Origin of the sequence: Chryseobacterium sp. 22458, assembly GCF_052044975.1 — a bacterium.
Taxonomy (GTDB): domain Bacteria; phylum Bacteroidota; class Bacteroidia; order Flavobacteriales; family Weeksellaceae; genus Chryseobacterium.
Genome location: NZ_JBQEOA010000005.1, coordinates 1 through 20,972, shown reverse-complemented (window position 1 = coordinate 20,972; position 20,972 = coordinate 1). Strand labels below are relative to the sequence as shown.

Below are 20,972 nucleotides of genomic sequence, written 5' to 3'. Positions count from 1 at the left end.
ATATTGATGAATTTGAAATTATTTTCAAAGCATTTTTCTTTACAAACAATTTAAAACATATTTTAACACATGAATTTACCGTACGCAGAACCTTTCCGCATTAAAATGGTGGAAGAGATCTACCAATCTACAAAAGAAGAAAGAGAGCAATGGCTGAAAGAAGCTAATTATAATCTTTTCAATTTAAAATCCTCTCAGGTATACATCGACCTTCTGACAGATTCCGGAACCGGAGCTATGTCTGACAAACAGTGGGCTGCATTGATGACCGGAGACGAAAGCTATGCAGGATCCCGCTCTTTTGAACAATTACAGAACACTGTTGAAAGAATTACCGGATTCAAATATTTATTACCAACCCACCAGGGAAGAGCTGCAGAAAACGTTCTGTTCTCGGTATTGGTAAAAGAAGGAGATGTAGTTCCGGGAAACTCTCATTTTGATACTACAAAAGGACATATAGAATTCAGAAAAGCGCATGCTATTGACTGTACGATAGATGAAGCCTTTGATATTAATGATCTTCACCCTTTCAAAGGAAATATCAACCTTGAAAAGCTGGAGGAAGTGTATAAAAGCCACCCAAAAGAAAATATTCCTTTCTGCTTAATTACCATTACATGTAACTCTTCAGGAGGACAGCCTGTTTCTCTTGAAAACATGAAGGCGGTAAAAGCGCTTTCCGACCAATATGGTATCCCTGTATTCTTTGATTCAGCAAGATTTGCAGAGAATGCTTATTTCATCAAAAAAAGGGAGAAAGGGCAGGAAAACAGAAGCATCAAAGAGATCTGTAAAGAGATTTTCTCATACGGTGACGGCATGACCATGAGTTCCAAAAAAGACGGTCTTGTCAACATCGGCGGATTCATTGCACTGAATAATGAAGAGGTTTTCAGAAAAGCATCCAATTTCACCATTATTTACGAAGGATTTATCACGTATGGAGGAATGGCCGGAAGAGATATGGCAGCATTGGCTGTAGGACTTGATGAAGCTACCGAATTTGCTTACCTGGAAAGCAGAATTTCTCAGGTTGAATATCTTGGAAACAAACTTATCGAATACGGAATCCCGGTTCAGAAACCTATCGGAGGACATGCTGTTTTCATTGATTCTTTAAATTTTCTTCCCAATGTTTCCCGTGAAGAATATCCGGCACAGACCTTAGGTCTTGAAATTTATAAGGAAGCAGGAATCAGAACAGTGGAAATCGGAACTTTACTGGCAGACAGAGATCCCGCAACCAGAGAAAACCGTTATCCTAAGCTGGAACTGGTACGTCTGGCAATTCCGAGAAGAACGTATACCAACAATCACATGGATTATATTGCTGCTGCGATCAAGAATGTCTATGAAAGACGTGAGGAAGTGGCAAAAGGATACAGGATCACCTGGGAACCGGAAATCTTACGACATTTTACAGTACAGCTTGAAAAAGCATAAACATAAAACCGGAAAAATTTCCGGTTTTTTTATACACTTTTATCTAATTTATCCATTCCTCAGAAAACCAACATATTAAAATGTAATAAATTTTATCCTTTTCATTTTATCTTTCATAAATTCAGAATCAAATTAATTTATTTTTCAAGATAATGAATGTTTTTAATTTAATTTTGTACGATCTAACAAACCAGTTCAAAAACATTTAAACACTAACCTGAAAAAATCCGTTATTCCGAAAATGAACAAAATTGCTGTCGTGGGCGCCGGCATCTCCGGCTTAAGCATGGCGAATTACTTAGAAAAACACAAGATTGATTATCATATTTATGAAAGAAGAAAGAAAGAAGATCTGGCTGGCCATGGCTTTCTCATTCCCGAAGAGGGAATAGAATATCTTACACAGATCATAGACCGTTCACAACTTTTTGAACATGGCCGTTTCCTGAAAAAATATATACAGTATTCCCATACAGGAAATAAGCTTGCAGAAAAAGATCTTCACAATGTTTTTGCCACCTCAAGGCACTCGCTGATCAATCTTCTGACTCAAAATATCCCCCATGAAAAAATTACTTATGAAGAAACCGTTACTCCCCGTAATACAGAAAAAGGAAAACTGAAACATTCTGACGGAAACTACATAGATGCAGATATTGCCATTATTTCAGACGGTTCTAAAAGCCGCATCAGGAAAAGTCTTTTTCAGGATGAAAAAATGAGGCAGGTACAGGAAAACGAAGTCGTGAATATTATTAAAAACAGAGAGCTTGCTGATTCTGTTGAAAATGATTTTATAAAATTTCATCATGAGAAAGGAGGTCTTACCTTTGGGATCCTCAAGCTTTCCGAAGATACGATCCTCTGGTATTCCCAGTTTGACAACCAAAAATACAGAATTAATGAATGTAGCGCTGAGAATTTAAAGAATTATATGCTTGAAATTTTTGATAACTGGCACCCTTTAGTCCCCGCTATTATCAGGAAATCGGATTATAAAAACGTTCATTTATGGTGTGTTTATGAGCTGGAAGAACTGAATCCTTTTTATAAAGACAACATTGTATTCATAGGTGATGCAGCTCATCCGTTAATTCCTTTTACAAGCCAGGGCGTCACCTCGGCACTAAAGGATTCATTCTTTTTGACTAAATATTTAGTTGAAGAAGAAAATTATGCAAAAGCATTCAGCAGATATGAATCAGAAAGAAAACCTGAAATAGAAATACATATCAACAATGGAAGGGCTTTACTGAACCAGTTTCTGCTCCCTGTCAGTCAATACTCAGAAAATATTTTACCCATATCTTATAAATAAAAAAATGTTTACCAATAACGATATCAATTTTGAAGCTTTAAAAAGAAAAGCCTACAACGGAAGATGGGCCACCCTTGAAGACGGGATCATCCCCCTGACTGCCGCCGATCCGGACTTCAGGACTGCTCCTGAAATAGAACAGGGAATTATTGAATATATTAAGGATGGCTATCTGAGCTATGGCCCGTTTTCGGGACTTCCGGAATTTAAGAAAAGTGTTGCTGAGCATTTCAACAGGCAGAAAAACGGCAGCTTTACTCCTGAAAATGTACTTGCCGTTAACAGCGCTGCCCAGGGAATGTTTCTGATTGCATCTTATGTATTGCAGCCGGGTGATGAAGCAATTATCCTTGATCCGGTAGATTTTCTGTTTAAAAAATCTGTTGAAACTGTTGGAGGAAAAGTGATGCTTTGCCCTGTGGATACCATCACCGGAGAAATTGATTTTGAAAATATGCTTTCCTTAATCAATTCTAAAACCAGACTTATCAGCATTTGCAATCCGCACAATCCACTGGGAAAAGTATATTCAAAGGAAACACTAAAGCGGATTTCTGAAATTGCCTCTGCCCATAACCTTTGGGTAATGAGTGATGAGATCTGGAGTGATATTGTTTATGATCATAAGAACTTTCATACTTATTCTTCTGTATCTGAAGAGGCCAGGAAAAAGAGTTTTACAGTATATGGATTTTCAAAATCGTTTGGAATTGCCGGCTTGAGGATCGGGGCTGTCTTGTGTAATGATCAGGATATCCTTGAAGATTTTACAGAGAAATCTAATTTCAATTCTACCATAGAAGGTGTTTCCACATTGTCACAGATTGCGGGAAGTGTTGCTCTGGAAAAAGCCGGACCATGGTTTCAAGAATTTTTGACTCATCTTCAGCAGAACCGGGATCATGCATTTAACCTTTTAAAACATTCTGAAATTCTTGAACCGGGTCTACCGGAAGCAACCTTTGTTTTATTTCCAAAAATAAAAAACGGGATGTCAAGTGATGAATTCGCCCAGCATGTTCTTCAACAAGGCAAAGTGGCTATAGTTCCCGGCTCGGAAAGATGGTTTGGAAAAGGAGCAGAGGGCCATATCAGGATTTGTTTTTCCACATCAAAGGAAATTCTGGAAGAAGGGATTAACAGAATCATAAACAGCTTTTAAACTTAAAATTTTTCGTTAATTTTAAAATATTAACAATTATTTTACATTAATTTATAAAATTAAATAATAAATTAAGACATTCATAACAAATAATTAATTTTAATATTGATTTAAAAATAAATATTGATAATTTTGAGTGAATCACTACTCAAAATTATCAATATGAAGATAAAATACATCAGCATCATCTTTCTTAGCGCCACCACTCTATCATATGCCCAGCAGGTAAAGGATACCCTTGTGAAAGAATCCAAAATAGATGAGGTTGCCATTACCGGGAGCCGGAATAAAAAAAGAACGGTTACCAATACCCCTGTTCCTATTGACATTATAGACATTAAGCAGGTAAGCCAGGCTACAGGGCAGGTTGAAGTCAACCAGTTGCTGCAGTTTGCTGCTCCCTCTTTCAATTCCAATAAACAGTCGGGATCAGATGGTGCCGATGCAGTAGATCCGGCCACTTTAAGAGGTTTAGGTCCGGATCAGACGCTTCTTCTTCTGAATGGAAAAAGATACCATCAATCTTCCCTGATCAACCTTTTCGGAACCAAGGGAAGGGGAAATACAGGCTATGATATGAATACCATCCCTATAGGGGCCATAAAAAGGGTGGAAGTTCTCCGTGACGGAGCTTCAGCACAGTACGGTTCAGATGCTATCGCCGGAGTGATCAATGTTATTCTCAACGACCGTGATCATGGTTTCGAAGGAAATTTATTCTCAGGGATGAATCTTTTTAAAAGCCCGGGGAATAATGATATCGTATCTGATCATAAAATTGACGGAACGACTTTCGATTTTAGCGGAAATCTTGGAACTAAAATAGGAAACAAAGGAGGTTTCGGAAATTTTACCGCTGAGTTTATCAATAAAGACTATGCCATCAGGAATGCTAATCCTGCTATTTATAATGATCCTTCACCCGCTCCCAGACAACGTTTCGGAGATGCTAAAGCTCAAAATGTATATTTCTTCGGGAATATTGAGCTTCCTTTAACAGATGGCCTGAAATTTTATTCCCGACAAGGGTTTTCCCACAGAAATACCAAAGCCTACGCATGGACCAGAACCCCCGATGCGGATGGAAATATTCCGGAAGTTTATCCTACAGGCTTTAACCCGATCGAGGATACGAGTATTACAGATTTTACATTTGATAACGGCTTAAAATTTAAAGTAGCTGACTGGGAAGTTGATTTTTATAATGCCTTCGGGAACAATAGGTTTACTTATGATATCACCAATACCATCAATGCTACTTTAGGAGTGAAATCTCCCACCAGATTCGATGCAGGAGGACATTCTTTATTACAGAACACAACCGGATTTAATGCCACAAAACAGTTTAAGGTATTGGAAGGATTAAATATTGCCTTCGGATCGGAATTCCGTTATGAGAAATTCAATATCATTAAGGGAGAAGAAGCTTCTTATGCCATGTATGACGTCAATGGAAATATTGTAACCCGTGATACGCCGGAAAGTTTACTGGTAACCAATCCTATAAGCGGGGCGGTAAGACCAGGAGGTTCACAGGGATTTCCCGGGTATTCTACTGATGTTGGAAAAAGCAGAAATAACTTCGCAGCCTATATTGATACAGAACTGGATGTCACTAAAAACTGGATGATCAGCATAGCCGGAAGATTCGAGAATTATAATGATTTCGGAAGTACCCTGAACGGTAAATTTGCTACCCGCTATGCCTTCACGCCTCAATTTGCTTTCCGGGGATCTGTTTCTACAGGATTCAGAGCCCCTTCCCTGGCACAGAAATATTACGGACAGCAGTTTACCAATTTCCAGGGTGGCAAACTGGTTACGATTCAACTGGCTTCCAATGATAGTGATCTGGCCAACAGAGTCGGTATTGCTCAACTGAAACAGGAAACCTCAGTAAACGGAAGTGCAGGATTTACTTTTAATACAGGTAAATTTACGGCAACAGTTGACGGGTATTATATCAGCGTAAAAAACAGGATTGTTCTTACCGGGAACTTTTCAAGAGATGACCTGCCAACTGATGTTCAGACAGATTATCCCTATATTGATCAGGCTCAGTTTTTCTCCAATGCTATAGATACCCGTACAAAAGGAGTAGATATCATATTAAGCTATAATGAAAACATCGGTTCAGGGAAACTGACTGCAACCTTGGCCGGAAATTATAACGATATGGAGATCACGAATGTGAATACTTCAGAACGTCTGAATGGGAAAGAAGATATCTATCTGAGCCCAAGAGAAAGAGGCTTTATACTGGCTTCTGCTCCTAAGACAAAAGTTAATTTAAATCTGAACTACAAGATCAATAAATTCAACGCAAACCTTCAATTGGTAAGGTTTGATAAGGTAACACTGATCGGTTATGATGATGTGGAACAGGTTTACAATCCAAAGGTGACCACCGATGTTTCGTTTGGATATGAATTTTCAAAGAATATTAACCTGACGCTGGGCAGTAAAAACTTATTTAACAGATATCCGACATTGCAGACCACTCAGGTTACTACCGGAAATACGGAATCGGGAGGAATCTTTGATCCGGTACAGATGGGGTTTGCCGGAAGACAGATTTTTGCAAGGCTGAATTTTAAATTTTGATGGAGTTTAAAGAGAAAAGTTAAAAGTTATGGTTGCTTTACATCTGATGAAATTCAATCTATTTTAAGCTCTACAACTTTAGAATTCCTACAAAAAAGAGACTGTCAGAAAGTAAAATACTTACGCTTTTCCCGGCAGTCTCTCTTTTATTTATTTCTTTGATATTTTATAAAGCTTACCACTGTCCGTTACAGCATATAAATTACCATCCATACCATTCAATACATCCCGGAAGCGCTCTTTCTGATCTGCAAGAAGGCGTTCTTCTCCTACTACTTTATTATCTTTCATGACGATTCTGGCAATATGCTCGCCACTCAGGCAGCCGATCAGCAGATTTCCTTTCCATTCTTCTATGTTTCCGGTATAAAAGGTAACACCGCTCGGTGAAATAACAGGGTCCCAATAATATACAGGCTGCTCTGTTCCTTGTTTTTGGGTAATTCCCTGCCCTACCTTATCTCCTGAATATTCAATACCGTAAGTTACGTCACCCCATCCATAGTTTTTGCCGGGCTGGATTAGATTGATCTCATCTCCTCCTCTCGGTCCCATTTCCACATCCCAGAGGTTTCCGTTTGGATCAATAGCCATCCCCTGCGGATTACGGACTCCATAGGCATAAATTTCCGGTTTATAGCCCTGTTTTCCTATAAATGGATTTCCGGGAGCAGGCTTTCCGTCTTTTGTAATTTTGAGGATTTTACCTAAATAATTATCGGTTTTCTGAGCGTAAGCCCGGGTCACTTTATCTGATCTTTCTCCGGTGCTTACAAATAAATTTCCATCTTTATCAAATGCGAGCCGGCTTCCGTAGTGCTTATCTCCGTCATAAGAAGGTTCTGCACGGAAGATTACTTTAACTTCAGAAATACTTTTAAGATCTCCCGACAGCTTTCCCTTTGCTACAGAAGTTAAATTTCCCTTTCCGAAAGGTTCTGAAAAACTGAAATAAATAATATTGTTAGCTTTAAAATCAGGATCCAGTGCCACATCCAGCATACCGCCCTGTCCTTTTGAATCTACTTCAGGAAAGCCTTCCACTTTTGAAACCTGTTTGCCATCTTTCGAAACAACATTCATATGTCCTCTTTTATCGGTGATAAGGAAGCTTCCGTCCGGTAGATTGATAATTCCCCAGGGTCTTCCCAGATCTTTATTCAGAATCTCTACAGTATATGGAGTTGTTGTCTTTACCGCTTTAATTCTGGTCTGCCCTTTAAATGCTGGCTTATATTGCGAATTAGGTTTTTCAGTCTCTACACTGCCATCATTTCCGGTCTGCTGTGCATTTACATGATTCTTTTTGCATGACGATAATGTAAGAAAAACACTAAGGATTGGAATATAAAATTGATTGATTTTCATAATATTAGGATTGGTGACATGAAATGAATGGAAAAATAATGCCATAAAGTTTGCGTATTTAATTTTTTATTCTACATTTGTAGAACAAATTACAACATTGTAGAATGAAAGATATTAAATTAACTGATTCTGAAAAAATTCTGATGGATATTCTTTGGGAGAAAAAAAAGATTTTCATGAAAGATATCCTTGAAGCATACCCGGATCCTAAACCTGCAGCCACAACTATTGCGACACTGCTGAAGAGAATGCAGAATAAAGACCTTGTAGGCTATACATTGTATGGAAATTCCCGTGAATACTATCCGAAAGTAGAGAAGGGGGAATATTTCAAGGAAGAAATGACTTCCATGATTGACCGTTTTTTCAACAGCTCTGTGACCCAGTTTGCCTCTTTTTTTACTTCTAATGCCAAACTAAGCCAGAAACAGCTGAAAGAACTTCGTGATATTATAGATGAACAGATAAAGGAATAGCGATGTCTACCATTATTTTTAAAATAATTGTATGCTCTTCAATCTTCATTGCGGTATATTATCTTTTTCTGGAGAAAGAGAAAACGTACAGATTCAACCGGTTTTACTTACTGTCTTCGCTGGTTCTTTCTTATGTCATTCCCTTTATAACCATTACCCTACAGGAACCGGAATCAAAAGCAGAACCCAATCCGCCAATGATTATTGAAGAAGCTGCCCAGCAGATCACACTCATTCAACCTCCACAGGAGAGTTTCAACTGGATGAATGTGATAGGGGCTGTCTACATTCTGATTACACTTTTCCTACTGATTAGAAGTATTTTAAGTCTTTTTAAAATCAACAAAACAAAAGGAGAAAAGCGTATTTACCAGAACTATAATATGGTACTGACAAAAAATGAAGTATCACCCTTCAGTTTTTGGAACACCATCTATCTGGGAGAAAGCTATATAAAAAATGGCACGATTGATCCGAGAATTTTCCTGCATGAGAAAAGCCACCTTGATCAGAAACACAGCATCGATCTGATCATTACAGACCTTTTCAAGATATTCACATGGTTTAACCCCATCGTTTTCTTGTATAAAAAGGCAATTATCAGCAATCATGAATTCCTGGCAGATGAATCTGTACTAAAAGAAAACATTAATATTAAAGAATATCAGAATTTAATTCTTAGTGAGATTCTGAGCCACCAAAACCCAAGCCTGACCCACTCATTTAATTTCAATAACACCAAAAAAAGATTTATTATGATGAAAGCAAAAAAATCAAAATTCAGTTTTCTGAAAAAAACAACCGGAATAGCTGTCCTTATTGCTGCTGCCACAATATTTTCAGAAAGAACCTATGCGGGAAGTCCCGCCAGTGAAACGGTCGATGACAATCCGGCAAAAAACTTTCCTGAAGTTACAGGACAGGATTCTTATAAGGAGTTTAAGGATATTTTATCTAAATACTCAGCTCTTTTAAGCCAGGGAAAATATGCCGAATTTTCAAAGAAGGTCTCTGAAAGCGATAAAAAAAGACTTGAAGAACTTTATCCACAGCTTACCGATGCCCAAAGAAATGAGCAGAAAATCATTTTCTTCGCTGCTCCCGAATTCAAAAGAAGAACGCTTACAGAAAATGAAATGCAGTCATTTTTAAATAAGAACAATTATGCAGTGTGGATTGATTCAAAAAAAGTTGACAACAATGTTTTGAAAAACTACAACACTTCAGATTTTTCAAATGTGAATATAAGTAAAGTCGGAAAGAATGCCAGAACAGAAAAAAATCCACAACCTTACCAGGTGAGCTTAATGACACATTCTTATTTTGATCAGGTGAAAAAAGAAAAAGCATCTACGGTAATGGGATTTAAGAAAGAATTACCAAAGACTGTTTCGGATACCATTTCTCCAAGGAAGACAACCCCGGAAAGCAATGAGGGTAAAAACACAAATATCAACCCAGCACAGAATAAAGATTATACGGAAGCACAGTATCCTGACGGGCTGAAAGGTCTTAGAGCCCAGATAGGAAAACATATGGATGTAAGCTCATTTGGAGATTTTAAAGGGTCAACAATAACTGCCATGGCTTATGTACACATTGATGAAGCAGGAAAAGCAACTCATGTGACCACTTCAGGAGATAATGAAATCTTTAATAAGGAATTCCTTAAGACGATGACTGCCATCAGCAATGAGACAACTTGGAAACCTGCAATAAAAGACGGAAAAGCAATAGCATCTGTCTTAAAGGTTCCGGCAACCATGACCTTTGCCCGGCCTTAAAAGCTTTTCAAAAGTTTTTACTAAGTTAGTTCTATTTTGCCACGGACATGCGAACCTTTCTTTATTCGCATATCCGTGGTATTATCATTAGTAAGAGGAATCCTCAGCAGGAATTCGATCTAAGCGTATGACAGCTGATTCCTTGTCATGAACCAAAATATTCATCTTCAAAAGATTATCCAGCCTGAAATTTCTTTCGTATTTTTGTTGTATACATTCTTTTCTATGGATTTTAAGCTTCACTCAGAATATAAACCTACCGGAGACCAGCCTCAGGCTATTGATAAATTAACTGCAGGAATAGAGATCGGGGAAAAATACCAGACTCTTCTTGGGGTAACAGGCTCGGGGAAAACATTTACGGTTGCGAATGTTGTGCAAAATGTTCAGCGTCCAACCCTGGTTCTGGCACACAATAAAACACTAGCAGCACAGCTTTTCATGGAGTTTAAAGAATTTTTCCCGGATAATGCGGTAGAATATTTTGTCAGCTACTATGATTATTACCAGCCCGAAGCATACATTGCCACTACCGGAACATATATTGAAAAAGATCTGAGCATCAATGAAGAGGTTGAAAAATTACGCCTTTCTGCAACGGCAAGTCTTCTTTCCGGAAGAAGGGATGTTCTTATTGTAGCTTCCGTTTCCTGTATTTATGGTATCGGAAATCCTACGGAATTTCATAAGTCGTTAATTTCTATTGCTATTGGTGAAAAGGTGACAAGAACAGCTCTTCTTCATTCTTTAGTTAGTGCCTTATATGCCAGAACATTAAACGAGTTTCAGAGAGGTACATTCAGGGTAAAGGGAGATGTGATTGACGTTTTTCCTGCTTATGCTGACAACGCCATCAGAATTCAGTTTTTCGGTGATGAAATTGAAAAGATTCAAAGCTTTGATCCTGTAACCGGAAATGTAGATTCTAATTTTGACCAGATCCAGATATATCCGGCCAATCTTTTCGTGACTTCGAAGGAAACCTTAAATGGGGCCATCAAAGATATTCAGGATGATATGGTAAAACAAGTTGATTTCTTCAGCTCTGTCGGAAAACCGCTTGAAGCAAAAAGGCTTCAGGAAAGAACGGAGCTTGACCTTGAAATGATCAAAGAGTTGGGGTACTGCTCAGGAATTGAGAACTATTCAAGATATCTGGACGGAAGACTTCCGGGAACAAGACCTTTCTGTCTGATCGATTATTTTCCTAAGGACTTTTTAATGGTCATTGATGAAAGCCATGTAACGGTTCCTCAGGTTCATGCCATGTACGGCGGAGACCGAAGCAGAAAAGAATCTTTGGTAGAATACGGATTCAGGCTTCCGGCAGCAATGGATAACAGACCTCTAAAGTTTGAGGAATTTGAAGCTATGCAGAATCAGGTGATCTATGTTTCTGCAACACCTGCAGATTATGAACTGGAAAAAACAGGTGGAGCTTATATTGAACAGATCATAAGACCCACAGGGCTTCTTGACCCGATCATAGAAGTAAGACCTACTTTAAATCAGATTGATGATTTGATGGAGGAAATTCAGAAAAGATCTGATGCTGACGAAAGAGTTCTGGTAACGACCCTGACTAAGAAAATGGCTGAAGAACTTACCAAATATTTCACAAAATTCGGGATCAGAACAAGGTATATCCACTCTGATGTTGAAACTCTGGAACGAATTCAGATTATGCAGGATTTGCGTCTGGGACTTTTTGACGTTCTGATCGGAGTGAATTTATTAAGAGAAGGGTTAGATTTACCGGAAGTTTCACTTGTTGCTATTCTGGATGCCGATAAAGAAGGAATGCTGAGAAGCAGAAGGTCAATGATCCAGACTGTAGGCCGTGCTGCAAGGAATATCAACGGAAAAGCCATTATGTATGCGGACAAGATTACAAAATCAATGCAGGCAACGCTGGATGAAACAGAATATCGCCGTGCCAAACAGATGCAGTATAATGAAGAGCATGGACTGAAACCTATGGCTTTAAATAAAAAGATTTCTGAAAGTCTCGTAGGAAGAAGCAAAGATTTCCCGGATGAAAAATACACCCAAAAGGAAATCCTTCAGAAGGTTGCTGAAACAAAAGCCAGCTACGCCAGCGAAGATATCGAGAAAATGATTGCACAAAAGCAGAAAGAAATGGAAGCCGCCGCTAAAAACCTTGATTTTATTAAGGCTGCCAAGCTGAGGGATGAAATTGCTGCTTTGAAGGCGTAATTATTTTTTATTAGGATAAAAAGTTTCGGCGGCATCTTCGATGCCGCCGAAACTTTTAAATTTATGGTATGTTTTACATTCCGTTTCTTACAGATGCTCTGATGGGAGTAAGCAGATCCATCAGTCCGTTTAATTTAATTTCATAAACCGTTGAAAGCTGCATTCCAAGTTTTCCTTTGGGCATTCCGCCATTACGGCGAAACCATTCCAGATAACTTACTGGCAGATCAGCCAGAATTATACCTTCATACTTACCGAAAGGCATTTTAACAACACATATCTCCTTTAATATTTCCGGATTCAGTCCCTCCACTTTTTATATAATTAAATTAATTTTTCATCTAAATCATTCTCACCGGGTAATTCCAGATCCGGAGGGGTATTTTCATCAGAAAACTCATTTCTGTAGACCTGGATCAGAAGAAGGGTAAGCGAAATCAGAATCGGCCCGAAAATAAGTCCCATAAAGCCAAAAAGGTTCATTCCCATAATGATTCCGAATACGGTATTCAGCGGGTGGATATTTTCCAGCTTTTTCAAAAGGGTAAAGCGAAGAAGGTTATCCGTAAGCCCCACCACAACCACACAGTAAATCGCAAGACCAAGCCCCTGGGCTGTATTACCTTCAGCAATCATAAAGATGCATACCGGAACATAGATAATTGCGGTTCCCACTACAGGAATAACAGAAGCTACTGCTGTAAGGGCAAAAAGCAAAATTGCTCCCGGAGCACCGAATATCAGATAGCCGATAAGGGCTACTATCCCCTGGCCTACTGCAACTACGGGAATTCCAATAGCGTTGGCCATGATCAGCTTTCTCATCTTATCTCCGATCAAAGATATGTTGGATCTCTTTAAAGGAGCGGAAGAAGTCAGGATTCTTTCAAATAACCTTGGCTTTTCCAGCATAAAATAAAGAATGAAATACATGGACATGATCACCGTAAGCGTATTGAACGTCCCGCTGAGTGCTGAAGTTGAAATTTTCCCTACGGAATCTTTCAGTTTATTCATATTATCCTGGCTCAGAATATCAAACCCTGTTCTGTCCTGAATATAATTGTGAATTTTATCCAGGAATATATTGAATTTGGCCATATAAGCCTGTGCATTTCCAAGCTTATCAATAATAAGATCAGCAATAAAATAAACCGGTAATATTAAAACAATAAGACTCGCAAACATTAAAGCAAATGCGGCCAGTGATGGTTTCCATTTCTTTTCTTCCTGCAGATAGAAATTGTATTTCCTGCAGACCACATAAATGGTAATGGCACCTAAAACCGATGGAATGAACAGCGCTAGATTAAAGCAGATTAATCCTGCCAGTACCAGAATAATAACCAGTAAAGATATTTGCTTGATCGCAACACTGCTTATCTGTTTATCTTTGTTCATCATCCGTTATTTATTTTATTGTTTATTATACATAATTTGTCTCGGTTTCCCTAAGAATGCACAATAGGTAGAATACATCACAATCATCATGAAAGGTGCTGTCAGAATAACTCCTATTCCGCAAAGTACGACCCCTGCTACAGATATAAGCATTCCCAGAATACCTGTTAAAAGGAATGTTCCATAATTTTCTTTTGCAATATTGAATGATTTTGAAATGGCATCTGTAGCCGAAGCATTTTCAAACAAAAGAATAGGATACCCTATCAAAAGTAAAGGATACACAAAAATTAGAGGGAAAAAACACAGCATCGCTGCCACTGCAGAGATTAACCCTGAAAGGAAGCTGTACAGTAAAATATTGACAAAATTCTGACGGTACCCAATGAAAAGATCAGAAAACTCAATCGGGCTCTTCGTGTTGTATTTATTAACCATATAGATCAACCCAACATACAACGGAGACAGCAACAGCCCGAAAAGACCTGAAAATGTCATATATAAAGGAACTCCAGGTGCACTCCAGTAGTTGAAATCTCCTCCTGAAGACTGCATATCCTCCATCATGGCAGTAGAATTGAAACCTGTAACCAACTGGATAAGATAACCTCCAACCATATAAATGATCATGGCCACCACTCCGTAACCAAAAACCCCCTTATACATTTCGAAGGCATGAGAAATAATTGATCCGGTCTCCCTGTTGGGCACAGACCCCTGCTGATCAAATTCGTTAAATTCAGACATAGTTTAAATATTTAATGATTTTACCAAAATTAACTTTTTTTAGCAAAAAAACATATTAAACATCGTTGAAATTTAACCTTTCTCAGAAAAAACTGTTTTGTATAGTGAATAGATCATAGCATTCCAGAAAGGAAAAGTAAAAAGACCTCCTATGAAAAACAGGGTGAATCCCAAATACTTAAACAAAACGGCAACAATCACACAGACCATTATTTCTACAAAATACATCTTCAAAGCTTTAAAATTCAAAGAAATTGCTTCGAAAATCCTTTTATTGGTAAAAAACATTAAAGGAGCCACAAAAATGGTCATTGCCACCCATAGTATGGCCAATATTACGGTAGGAACAGTAAATCTGTAAATAAAGAACCAGAAAAGGAAATATCCCAGATACTTAAAAAAGTTAAGTCCGCTATATCCCACAAACAAGTCTCCTAACTCAGGCTTTTCATTAAGATCAAGCTTTCTGAAGATCTGCAGCATCCCAATATTCAGTGGATACAGAAATGCAGTTGTTGCCCAGATTGCCATTGTAAACATCTGATAACTTTCAGTCGCACTTAGTTCTGCCATTTTTTCCATATAGGCTTTTGCACCTTCTTTAAGGGCTTCGGTCAACACCTGATTCTGTTCCCAGATACCATATTTCTCTCCGAAGAAAAACAGCGAGGTAAAGAAGATTCCAAAAAAGATCATTGAAAACATCAACTGATAAACCAGTGTTTTATTCCAATAAAAAAAAGCCTGCTTCAATATAAAATCTATTCCCGGTTTCTGAGGATATTTGCTCTGCATCATAAAAATTTTATGCAAAAGTAAACATCAATAATTATTTTTGCGGAATGTTTTCAGTGAATCATCAAAAATTTATGGAAATGGACGAACTTTCTCTCCAGAAGGTTCCCTATTTTTTTGTTATCGACTTTCTTTCAGAGAATGTAGAAGTTTATAAGGAAAATGAAATTGAAAAATCAGGTTTAATGATTGATTTTCAGCAATTTTCAACGAATAAAAAGAAACACACCTTAAATAAAAAAGTAGAATGGAAATCATTTCCCGAAACGCTGGAAAGCTTTCAATCAGGTTTTGATAAAGTTCAGAAAAATATTCGCATTGGAAATTCATACCTGGTAAACTATACCAGAAAGACACCAATAGAAACGAATTTAACACTGGAAGAAATTTTTCATCACTCAAATGCGAAATACAAAGTTTTTTATAAAGATTTTTTTGTATTTTTTTCTCCTGAAACTTTTGTGAAGATCATTGACGGTAAAATTCTGACCTATCCGATGAAAGGAACGATTGATGCCACTCTTGAAAATGCAGCTGAATTACTGAAGAATGATAAGAAAGAAAAAGCAGAACATTACACCGTGGTAGATCTGCTCCGGAATGATCTGAGTATGGTTGCAGATGAAGTAAAGGTAGAACAGTTCCAACGCATTGATTTCATTAAAACCCATCAAAAGGATCTGTATGCAATGAGTTCTGAAATTTCCGGGAAACTAAAGCCTGAATTTGAGGGTAAAATAGGAAGTATTATGCAAAAGCTTCTTCCGGCAGGCTCTATTTTAGGAGCTCCCAAACCCAAAACACTGGAAATTATCCTGGAAGCGGAAGGATATGAGAGAGGATATTATACAGGAGTTTGTGGCTGGTTCGACGGGCAGAATGTCGACAGCTGTGTAATGATACGCTTTATTGAAAAAGATGGCGATCAGCTCTATTTCAAAAGCGGAGGCGGTATAACGCACATGAGTAAATTAGAAGACGAATATCAGGAAATGAAAAATAAAATCTATGTCCCAATTCATTGAAAGCATTAAAGTAGAAGATCAGGAGATTTTTCTATTGGATCTACATCAGAAACGTGTGAATCAAACCTTTTCCCACTTCGGGAAGGAAGACTCTATTGATCTGGCCAAAATTTATAAAAATCTGCAGCATGACGAAGACGGACTTTTCAAATTAAGAATTTCATATGATCTGGATAAAAGAGTCCGGACTCAGATGATTCCCTACGCTATCCCTGAAATACAGGATTTTAAGCTGATGGAAAATAACAGTTTCGATTATTCCTTCAAGTTTGAAGACCGTAAAGAACTGGATAAAATGAAGATGAAATCTAAGGCAGAAGAGATCATCATTGTTAAGAATAACCATATTACCGATACCTCATTTTCGAATCTTTTATTTTTAAAAGGTAAAGATTGGTATACGCCTGCCACTTATCTGCTCAATGGTGTACAGAGACAGCATCTTCTAAAGCAGAAAAAGATAAAAGAAACGGAAATCACTTTACAGAATATAAAGCAGTTTTCCCATTTCCAGCTCATTAATGCCTTAAACGACTTTGATGATATGTTTATTTATCCTATCGACAGAATTATCAATCTGCCAGGCAATGAAGAATATCTGGACCTTTAGTTTTCTTTCATAAAATTAAAGTAAGCTTTCTGTATATCTGCACTGTTCTTCCCGTAAGTATTTACTTCCAGGATTTTTGGCTGTGCATCAGGTTTGAAGAAATTCTCCAGCACCCTGTCTAATGTAAGCTCATCTTCTACTTTGATATAAGAGAACCCGAAATGCTTGGCCAGGTGCTCTGCATTTTTACGGTGTTTTGTAGCAATGAATTCATCCAGTGTATTCGGATTGGCATTTCCAGGTCCCGGAATGATTTTAAAGATGTTTCCTTCCCCGTTATTAAAGATCATAATCCTTACAAATGGCGGGATATATTGGTTCCAGAGACCATTGATGTCATAAAAGAAACTCAGGTCTCCAGTTATCAGTAAAGTAGGGTTTTCATTTTTGATAGCAAACCCCATTGCTGTGGATGTTGAACCGTCAATTCCGCTCGTTCCCCTGTTACAGTACATCTTTCTTTTGCCGAAATCAAACAGCTGTGCGTATCTGATTCCCGAAGAATTGCTGAAATGGATATTATAATTTTCAGGAATTGTTTGTGAAGCTTTGTTGAAGAAATAAAAATCGGAAAATTCAACTGTATTTAAAAACTGCTCATGTCTGGCATCCTTTTTATCCCTTAAGACATCCCAAAGATTATAATAAGGTCTTGGTTCCAGATTGATATATTTTAAGAGTTTTGAAAAGAAAACTTCAGGTTTCACTTCAATTTTTTCTGTAAGGGCGAAATACGTATCCGGCTGCCATACTTCATCCAGATGCCAGTGCTGCTTGGGCCTTGCACTTCTCAGAAACTGCTTCACCTTCTTTGAAACTACATTCTGCCCTACTGTGATCAGAAGATCAGGAGCATAGGTCTTATAATCTTCCTCTGTAAAATTGAAAATATACCGGTCTATATGTCTGAAGAACTTCTCATGGTATAAATTGGAATTTGCTTCGCTCAAAACCACTACAGAATGGTTTTTTACAAGCTGCGTCAGTTGATTTTCCAGTTCCGGACTGTAATCTCTGGTTCCTACCAAAAGCATGATCCTTTGAGAGGTGTGCCAGTCTGCAATCAGATTAGCCGGAATTTCATAATCTTTATGTTTAATGGTCTTTTCAACCGTAGGGAAGGTTGGAAGTTCTGAAACCAATTCATATAAAGGTTCCTCCAAAGGAATATTAATATGCACAGGCCCCTGCTTTTCAAAGCACAGCTCTATTGCCTTTTTAATAATATCAAAATTAATATCTTCCGCATTCTCTTTGCTGTCTTCCAGCAATTGGAAATCACCATAGGAATGCTGATGAAAAACATCCTTCTGCCTGATCGTCTGCCCATCGAAAATATCTACAAAATCCGTTGGTCTGTCAGCCGTCAATATGAGAAGAGGAATATTCTGGTAAAAAGCTTCCGTTATTGCAGGATAATAATTCACTACCGCAGAGCCGCTTGTGCAGGTAACAGCCACAGGTTTTTTCTCACTTTTGGCCATTCCCATTGCTACGAAAGCAGCACTTCTTTCGTCTACAATACTGTAACAGTTGAAACTATCCACTTCTGAAAAGTGAATCGCCAAAGGAGCATTCCTTGATCCCGGAGAAATTACGATGTCTGCAATTCCGTACTGCTGAAGAAGATGTGCAAGTATTTGGATACTTCTCTTGGAAGAATATTTTTTCATACAGCAAATTTAACTTATAAATAATGATTTTAAAATCATTTAATTCAAAAAAAATGTAATTTTGCTATTCGTAAATTTCTAAAAATGGACAAAATACCTAGTGTAGACCTGCGTGATTTCCTTTCGGACAACCCGGAACGCAAACAGAAATTTGTAAATGAAATCGGAAAAGCTTATGAAGAAATTGGTTTTGTTGCCTTAAAAGGCCACTTTCTTGATGACAACCTGGTAGAGGATTTATATGGAGAGGTAAAAAACTTTTTTGACCAACCCGTGGAAACGAAACAAAAGTATGAGATTCCAGGAATTGGGGGCCAGAGAGGTTATGTAGGATTCGGTAAAGAAACTGCTAAAGGTTTCAAAAAAGGAGACTTAAAAGAATTTTGGCACTTCGGACAATATCTGTCTGATGATTCAAAGTACAAAACTGAGTATCCTGACAACGTCATCGTTGATGAACTTCCAAAATTCAACGAAGTAGGTAAAGAAGCATTCCAGATGCTTGAAAAAACAGGGCAGTATGTGTTAAGAGCCTTAGCACTTCACCTTGGTTTGGATGAGTTTTATTTTGACGACAAAATCGCTGAAGGAAACTCTATTTTAAGACCTATTCACTACCCACCGATCACCGAAGAGCCGGATGATGCGGTAAGAGCAGCAGCACACGGAGATATTAACCTTATTACTCTTCTTATGGGAGCCCAAGGGAAAGGTCTTCAGGTTCAGAACCACAACGGAGAATGGATCGATGCGATTGCAGAACCGGATGAGCTGATGATCAATGTTGGAGATATGCTTTCAAGACATACCAACAATAAATTGAAATCTACCATCCACAGAGTGGTAAACCCGCCAAGAGAACTGTGGAGTACTTCAAGGTATTCAATCCCGTTCTTTATGCACCCTGTCAGTGCAATGTCTTTAAATGCTCTTGACAATTGTGTGGACGAAAATAATCCAAAATTATATGAGGATACCACCGCAGGGGAATTCTTACATGAAAGACTTATAGAATTAGGCTTGATTAAGAAATAATAATAATAATAGTCAGTAATTGAATTACTGACTATTTTTTTATTCACAATTTACCCTGTTATACAATAAAACTCCGGACACGGAGTAGGTTGAGTAAAAGTTCCCCATGGACAGATACAGGTATAGGTATCTCCTCCTCCACCACCTAGGTTGCCACCACCTCCGGGATCTCCGCCGTAAGGTACACATTTCCCTCCTGAACAAATGTTACCTGGTGAACAGCCGCCTTCTCCAGGCCCTCCTCCTTCAATACAATAGGATGGAAAATCTATTCCGGCAATAATTACTTTCCTTTCTTCTCTTGAAAGTTTTTTCAGATTTTTCATAGTTTTTTGTTTTTTGATATTTCCTACTCTGTAAGCTTTTCGGATACCGCCTACTTAAAGTTAATATTTATTCATCTATTAATCAAATATTTAAACACAAAATAATTTTTAATGAAATTATTTATCATATTATAAGTAATCATCTTATTTTTATGTACCACATAGTGTTTTGTTTAGAATATTTTATTTAATTTTACTATACTATCAAAATTTCAATTAAAACGATATGAAAAATTTAAAAAAACTAAAAAAAGACCAATTAAAAAGTATTTCGGGAGGAACTGATCTTCCGGGAGGAGACTTCTGCATGTATTATTGCAATGGAACAATCATCTGTGCAGGCTGTAGTGATGACTTCAAATGTCCGGAAACCAGCAGTGATATGTAAGATTGAAAATCAAAATGCCATACAAGTGAGCCGTTTCTTTTGAAGCGGTTTTTCTTTTGCTGTCAGATATTACCTTGAAATGAGAAGTATTCATTCTATTCTGCAAGAATTTCTCTTAAGCCCAAGTAAGCCTATTTCTATTACTTTTTATAATTCTACAAACAATACTCCTTCATAATAAAAGAAAAAGGATTTTTGACAGCTTAAATAAAGCCAAGAAAGTTCTCTCACGCAAAGTGTTATTCATATTTTCAGGAGCTTTATCCCGCTATCCACTCATACTCCTCACTCCATTGCGCTCCCATCCTTAAAACCAGCTGCTTCTCCAACCCATGCTGCGAGGTAACCGTTACTATCGGGGCTAGAGATGGGTGACTAGTAATGAGCAATGAGTAATTAGCAGTCTGGAATTATATCCCTAATGATAGGGCATAAATATTGAAAGCATTTTTATCTGTTAAAAACCTTTGGTATCTGTGGTAGATTATAAAAAACAGCATATTACTCTGGAAAATGAGTAAACCACACCTCATTCAATAGGGACGGGCTTTAGCCCGTTCTCATCCAAAAGAATAAATTCCATAGGCTTTAGCCAAA

Annotated in this window: 18 protein-coding genes; 11 read left to right on the top strand and 7 right to left on the bottom strand. The window is 37.8% G+C overall.

Annotation, left to right across the window (positions count from 1 at the left end):
• Window positions 1–69: 69 nt before the first annotated feature.
• The 4 genes from ACTJJF_RS17545 to ACTJJF_RS17530 all read left to right on the top strand — a co-directional run bounded on the left by ACTJJF_RS17545 (window position 70) and on the right by ACTJJF_RS17530 (window position 6,530).
• The gene (locus ACTJJF_RS17545) at window positions 70–1,446 is read left to right on the top strand and encodes a tryptophanase (RefSeq protein WP_440700486.1); all 1,377 of its coding nucleotides are present in this window, start codon (window positions 70–72) and stop codon (window positions 1,444–1,446) included.
• 241 nt (window positions 1,447–1,687) lie between these two features.
• Entirely contained in the window at window positions 1,688–2,764 is a 1,077-nt protein-coding gene (locus ACTJJF_RS17540; RefSeq protein WP_440700485.1) for an FAD-dependent monooxygenase, read from the top strand.
• 4 nt (window positions 2,765–2,768) lie between these two features.
• Entirely contained in the window at window positions 2,769–3,926 is a 1,158-nt protein-coding gene (locus ACTJJF_RS17535; protein WP_440700484.1) for a pyridoxal phosphate-dependent aminotransferase, read from the top strand.
• Between the two features lie 162 nt (window positions 3,927–4,088).
• Window positions 4,089–6,530, top strand: coding sequence for a TonB-dependent receptor plug domain-containing protein (locus ACTJJF_RS17530; protein ID WP_440700483.1), 2,442 nt, complete (start codon window positions 4,089–4,091; stop codon window positions 6,528–6,530).
• Between the two features lie 150 nt (window positions 6,531–6,680).
• Here the strand turns inward: ACTJJF_RS17530 and ACTJJF_RS17525 are convergent, their stop codons facing one another.
• Window positions 6,681–7,898 carry a PQQ-dependent sugar dehydrogenase gene (locus tag ACTJJF_RS17525; RefSeq protein WP_440700618.1) on the bottom strand — a complete coding sequence of 406 codons (1,218 nt, stop codon included), beginning with the start codon at window positions 7,896–7,898 and terminating at the stop codon, window positions 6,681–6,683.
• A 104-nt stretch (window positions 7,899–8,002) separates the two neighbouring features.
• On the opposite strand from ACTJJF_RS17525, the gene ACTJJF_RS17520 reads away from it, so the two are divergent.
• From ACTJJF_RS17520 to uvrB, 3 genes are all read left to right on the top strand, one after another.
• A complete protein-coding gene (locus ACTJJF_RS17520) occupies window positions 8,003–8,374 on the top strand; it encodes a BlaI/MecI/CopY family transcriptional regulator (protein ID WP_312299310.1) in 372 nt (123 codons plus the stop codon).
• A 2-nt stretch (window positions 8,375–8,376) separates the two neighbouring features.
• Window positions 8,377–10,158 (top strand): M56 family metallopeptidase, encoded by a 1,782-nt coding sequence (locus ACTJJF_RS17515; RefSeq protein WP_440700482.1) that lies wholly within the window; start codon window positions 8,377–8,379, stop codon window positions 10,156–10,158.
• Window positions 10,159–10,383: 225 nt separating this feature from the next.
• Entirely contained in the window at window positions 10,384–12,375 is a 1,992-nt protein-coding gene (gene uvrB, locus ACTJJF_RS17510) for an excinuclease ABC subunit UvrB (protein WP_312299333.1), read from the top strand.
• A 73-nt stretch (window positions 12,376–12,448) separates the two neighbouring features.
• Here uvrB and ACTJJF_RS17505 read toward each other — a convergent pair whose 3' ends face one another.
• The 4 genes from ACTJJF_RS17505 to ACTJJF_RS17490 all read right to left on the bottom strand — a co-directional run bounded on the left by ACTJJF_RS17505 (window position 12,449) and on the right by ACTJJF_RS17490 (window position 15,318).
• The gene (locus tag ACTJJF_RS17505) at window positions 12,449–12,679 is read right to left on the bottom strand and encodes a DUF3820 family protein (protein ID WP_312299335.1); all 231 of its coding nucleotides are present in this window, start codon (window positions 12,677–12,679) and stop codon (window positions 12,449–12,451) included.
• Window positions 12,680–12,699: 20 nt separating this feature from the next.
• Window positions 12,700–13,779 carry an AI-2E family transporter gene (locus ACTJJF_RS17500; protein WP_440700481.1) on the bottom strand — a complete coding sequence of 360 codons (1,080 nt, stop codon included), beginning with the start codon at window positions 13,777–13,779 and terminating at the stop codon, window positions 12,700–12,702.
• Window positions 13,780–13,791: 12 nt separating this feature from the next.
• Window positions 13,792–14,523, bottom strand: coding sequence for a beta-carotene 15,15'-monooxygenase (locus ACTJJF_RS17495; protein ID WP_312299315.1), 732 nt, complete (start codon window positions 14,521–14,523; stop codon window positions 13,792–13,794).
• A gap of 72 nt (window positions 14,524–14,595) precedes the next feature.
• Entirely contained in the window at window positions 14,596–15,318 is a 723-nt protein-coding gene (locus tag ACTJJF_RS17490; RefSeq protein WP_440700480.1) for a hypothetical protein, read from the bottom strand.
• Window positions 15,319–15,365: 47 nt separating this feature from the next.
• Here ACTJJF_RS17490 and ACTJJF_RS17485 point away from each other — a divergent pair, with 47 nt between their 5' ends.
• Both ACTJJF_RS17485 and ACTJJF_RS17480 read left to right on the top strand, forming a co-directional pair.
• Complete coding sequence (locus ACTJJF_RS17485; protein WP_440700479.1) at window positions 15,366–16,343, top strand: aminodeoxychorismate synthase component I; 978 nt, start codon at window positions 15,366–15,368, stop codon at window positions 16,341–16,343.
• A complete protein-coding gene (locus tag ACTJJF_RS17480; RefSeq protein ID WP_312299321.1) occupies window positions 16,327–16,953 on the top strand; it encodes an aminotransferase class IV in 627 nt (208 codons plus the stop codon). The genes ACTJJF_RS17485 and ACTJJF_RS17480 overlap by 17 nt, the downstream gene beginning before the upstream one ends.
• Here the strand turns inward: ACTJJF_RS17480 and menD are convergent.
• Entirely contained in the window at window positions 16,950–18,626 is a 1,677-nt protein-coding gene (menD, locus tag ACTJJF_RS17475) for a 2-succinyl-5-enolpyruvyl-6-hydroxy-3-cyclohexene-1-carboxylic-acid synthase (protein WP_440700478.1), read from the bottom strand. The genes ACTJJF_RS17480 and menD overlap by 4 nt on opposite strands.
• A gap of 84 nt (window positions 18,627–18,710) precedes the next feature.
• Here menD and ACTJJF_RS17470 point away from each other — a divergent pair, with 84 nt between their 5' ends.
• Window positions 18,711–19,661: an isopenicillin N synthase family dioxygenase gene (locus tag ACTJJF_RS17470; protein ID WP_312299325.1), complete on the top strand. Its 951-nt coding sequence runs from the start codon at window positions 18,711–18,713 to the stop codon at window positions 19,659–19,661.
• Window positions 19,662–19,711: 50 nt separating this feature from the next.
• On the opposite strand, the gene ACTJJF_RS17465 is transcribed toward ACTJJF_RS17470, so the two are convergent.
• Window positions 19,712–19,987: a hypothetical protein gene (locus ACTJJF_RS17465; protein WP_440700477.1), complete on the bottom strand. Its 276-nt coding sequence runs from the start codon at window positions 19,985–19,987 to the stop codon at window positions 19,712–19,714.
• A 226-nt stretch (window positions 19,988–20,213) separates the two neighbouring features.
• Between ACTJJF_RS17465 and ACTJJF_RS17460 the strand changes: the two genes are divergently transcribed.
• Window positions 20,214–20,375, top strand: coding sequence for a bacteriocin-like protein (locus ACTJJF_RS17460; protein WP_165602572.1), 162 nt, complete (start codon window positions 20,214–20,216; stop codon window positions 20,373–20,375).
• Window positions 20,376–20,972: the final 597 nt, after the last annotated feature.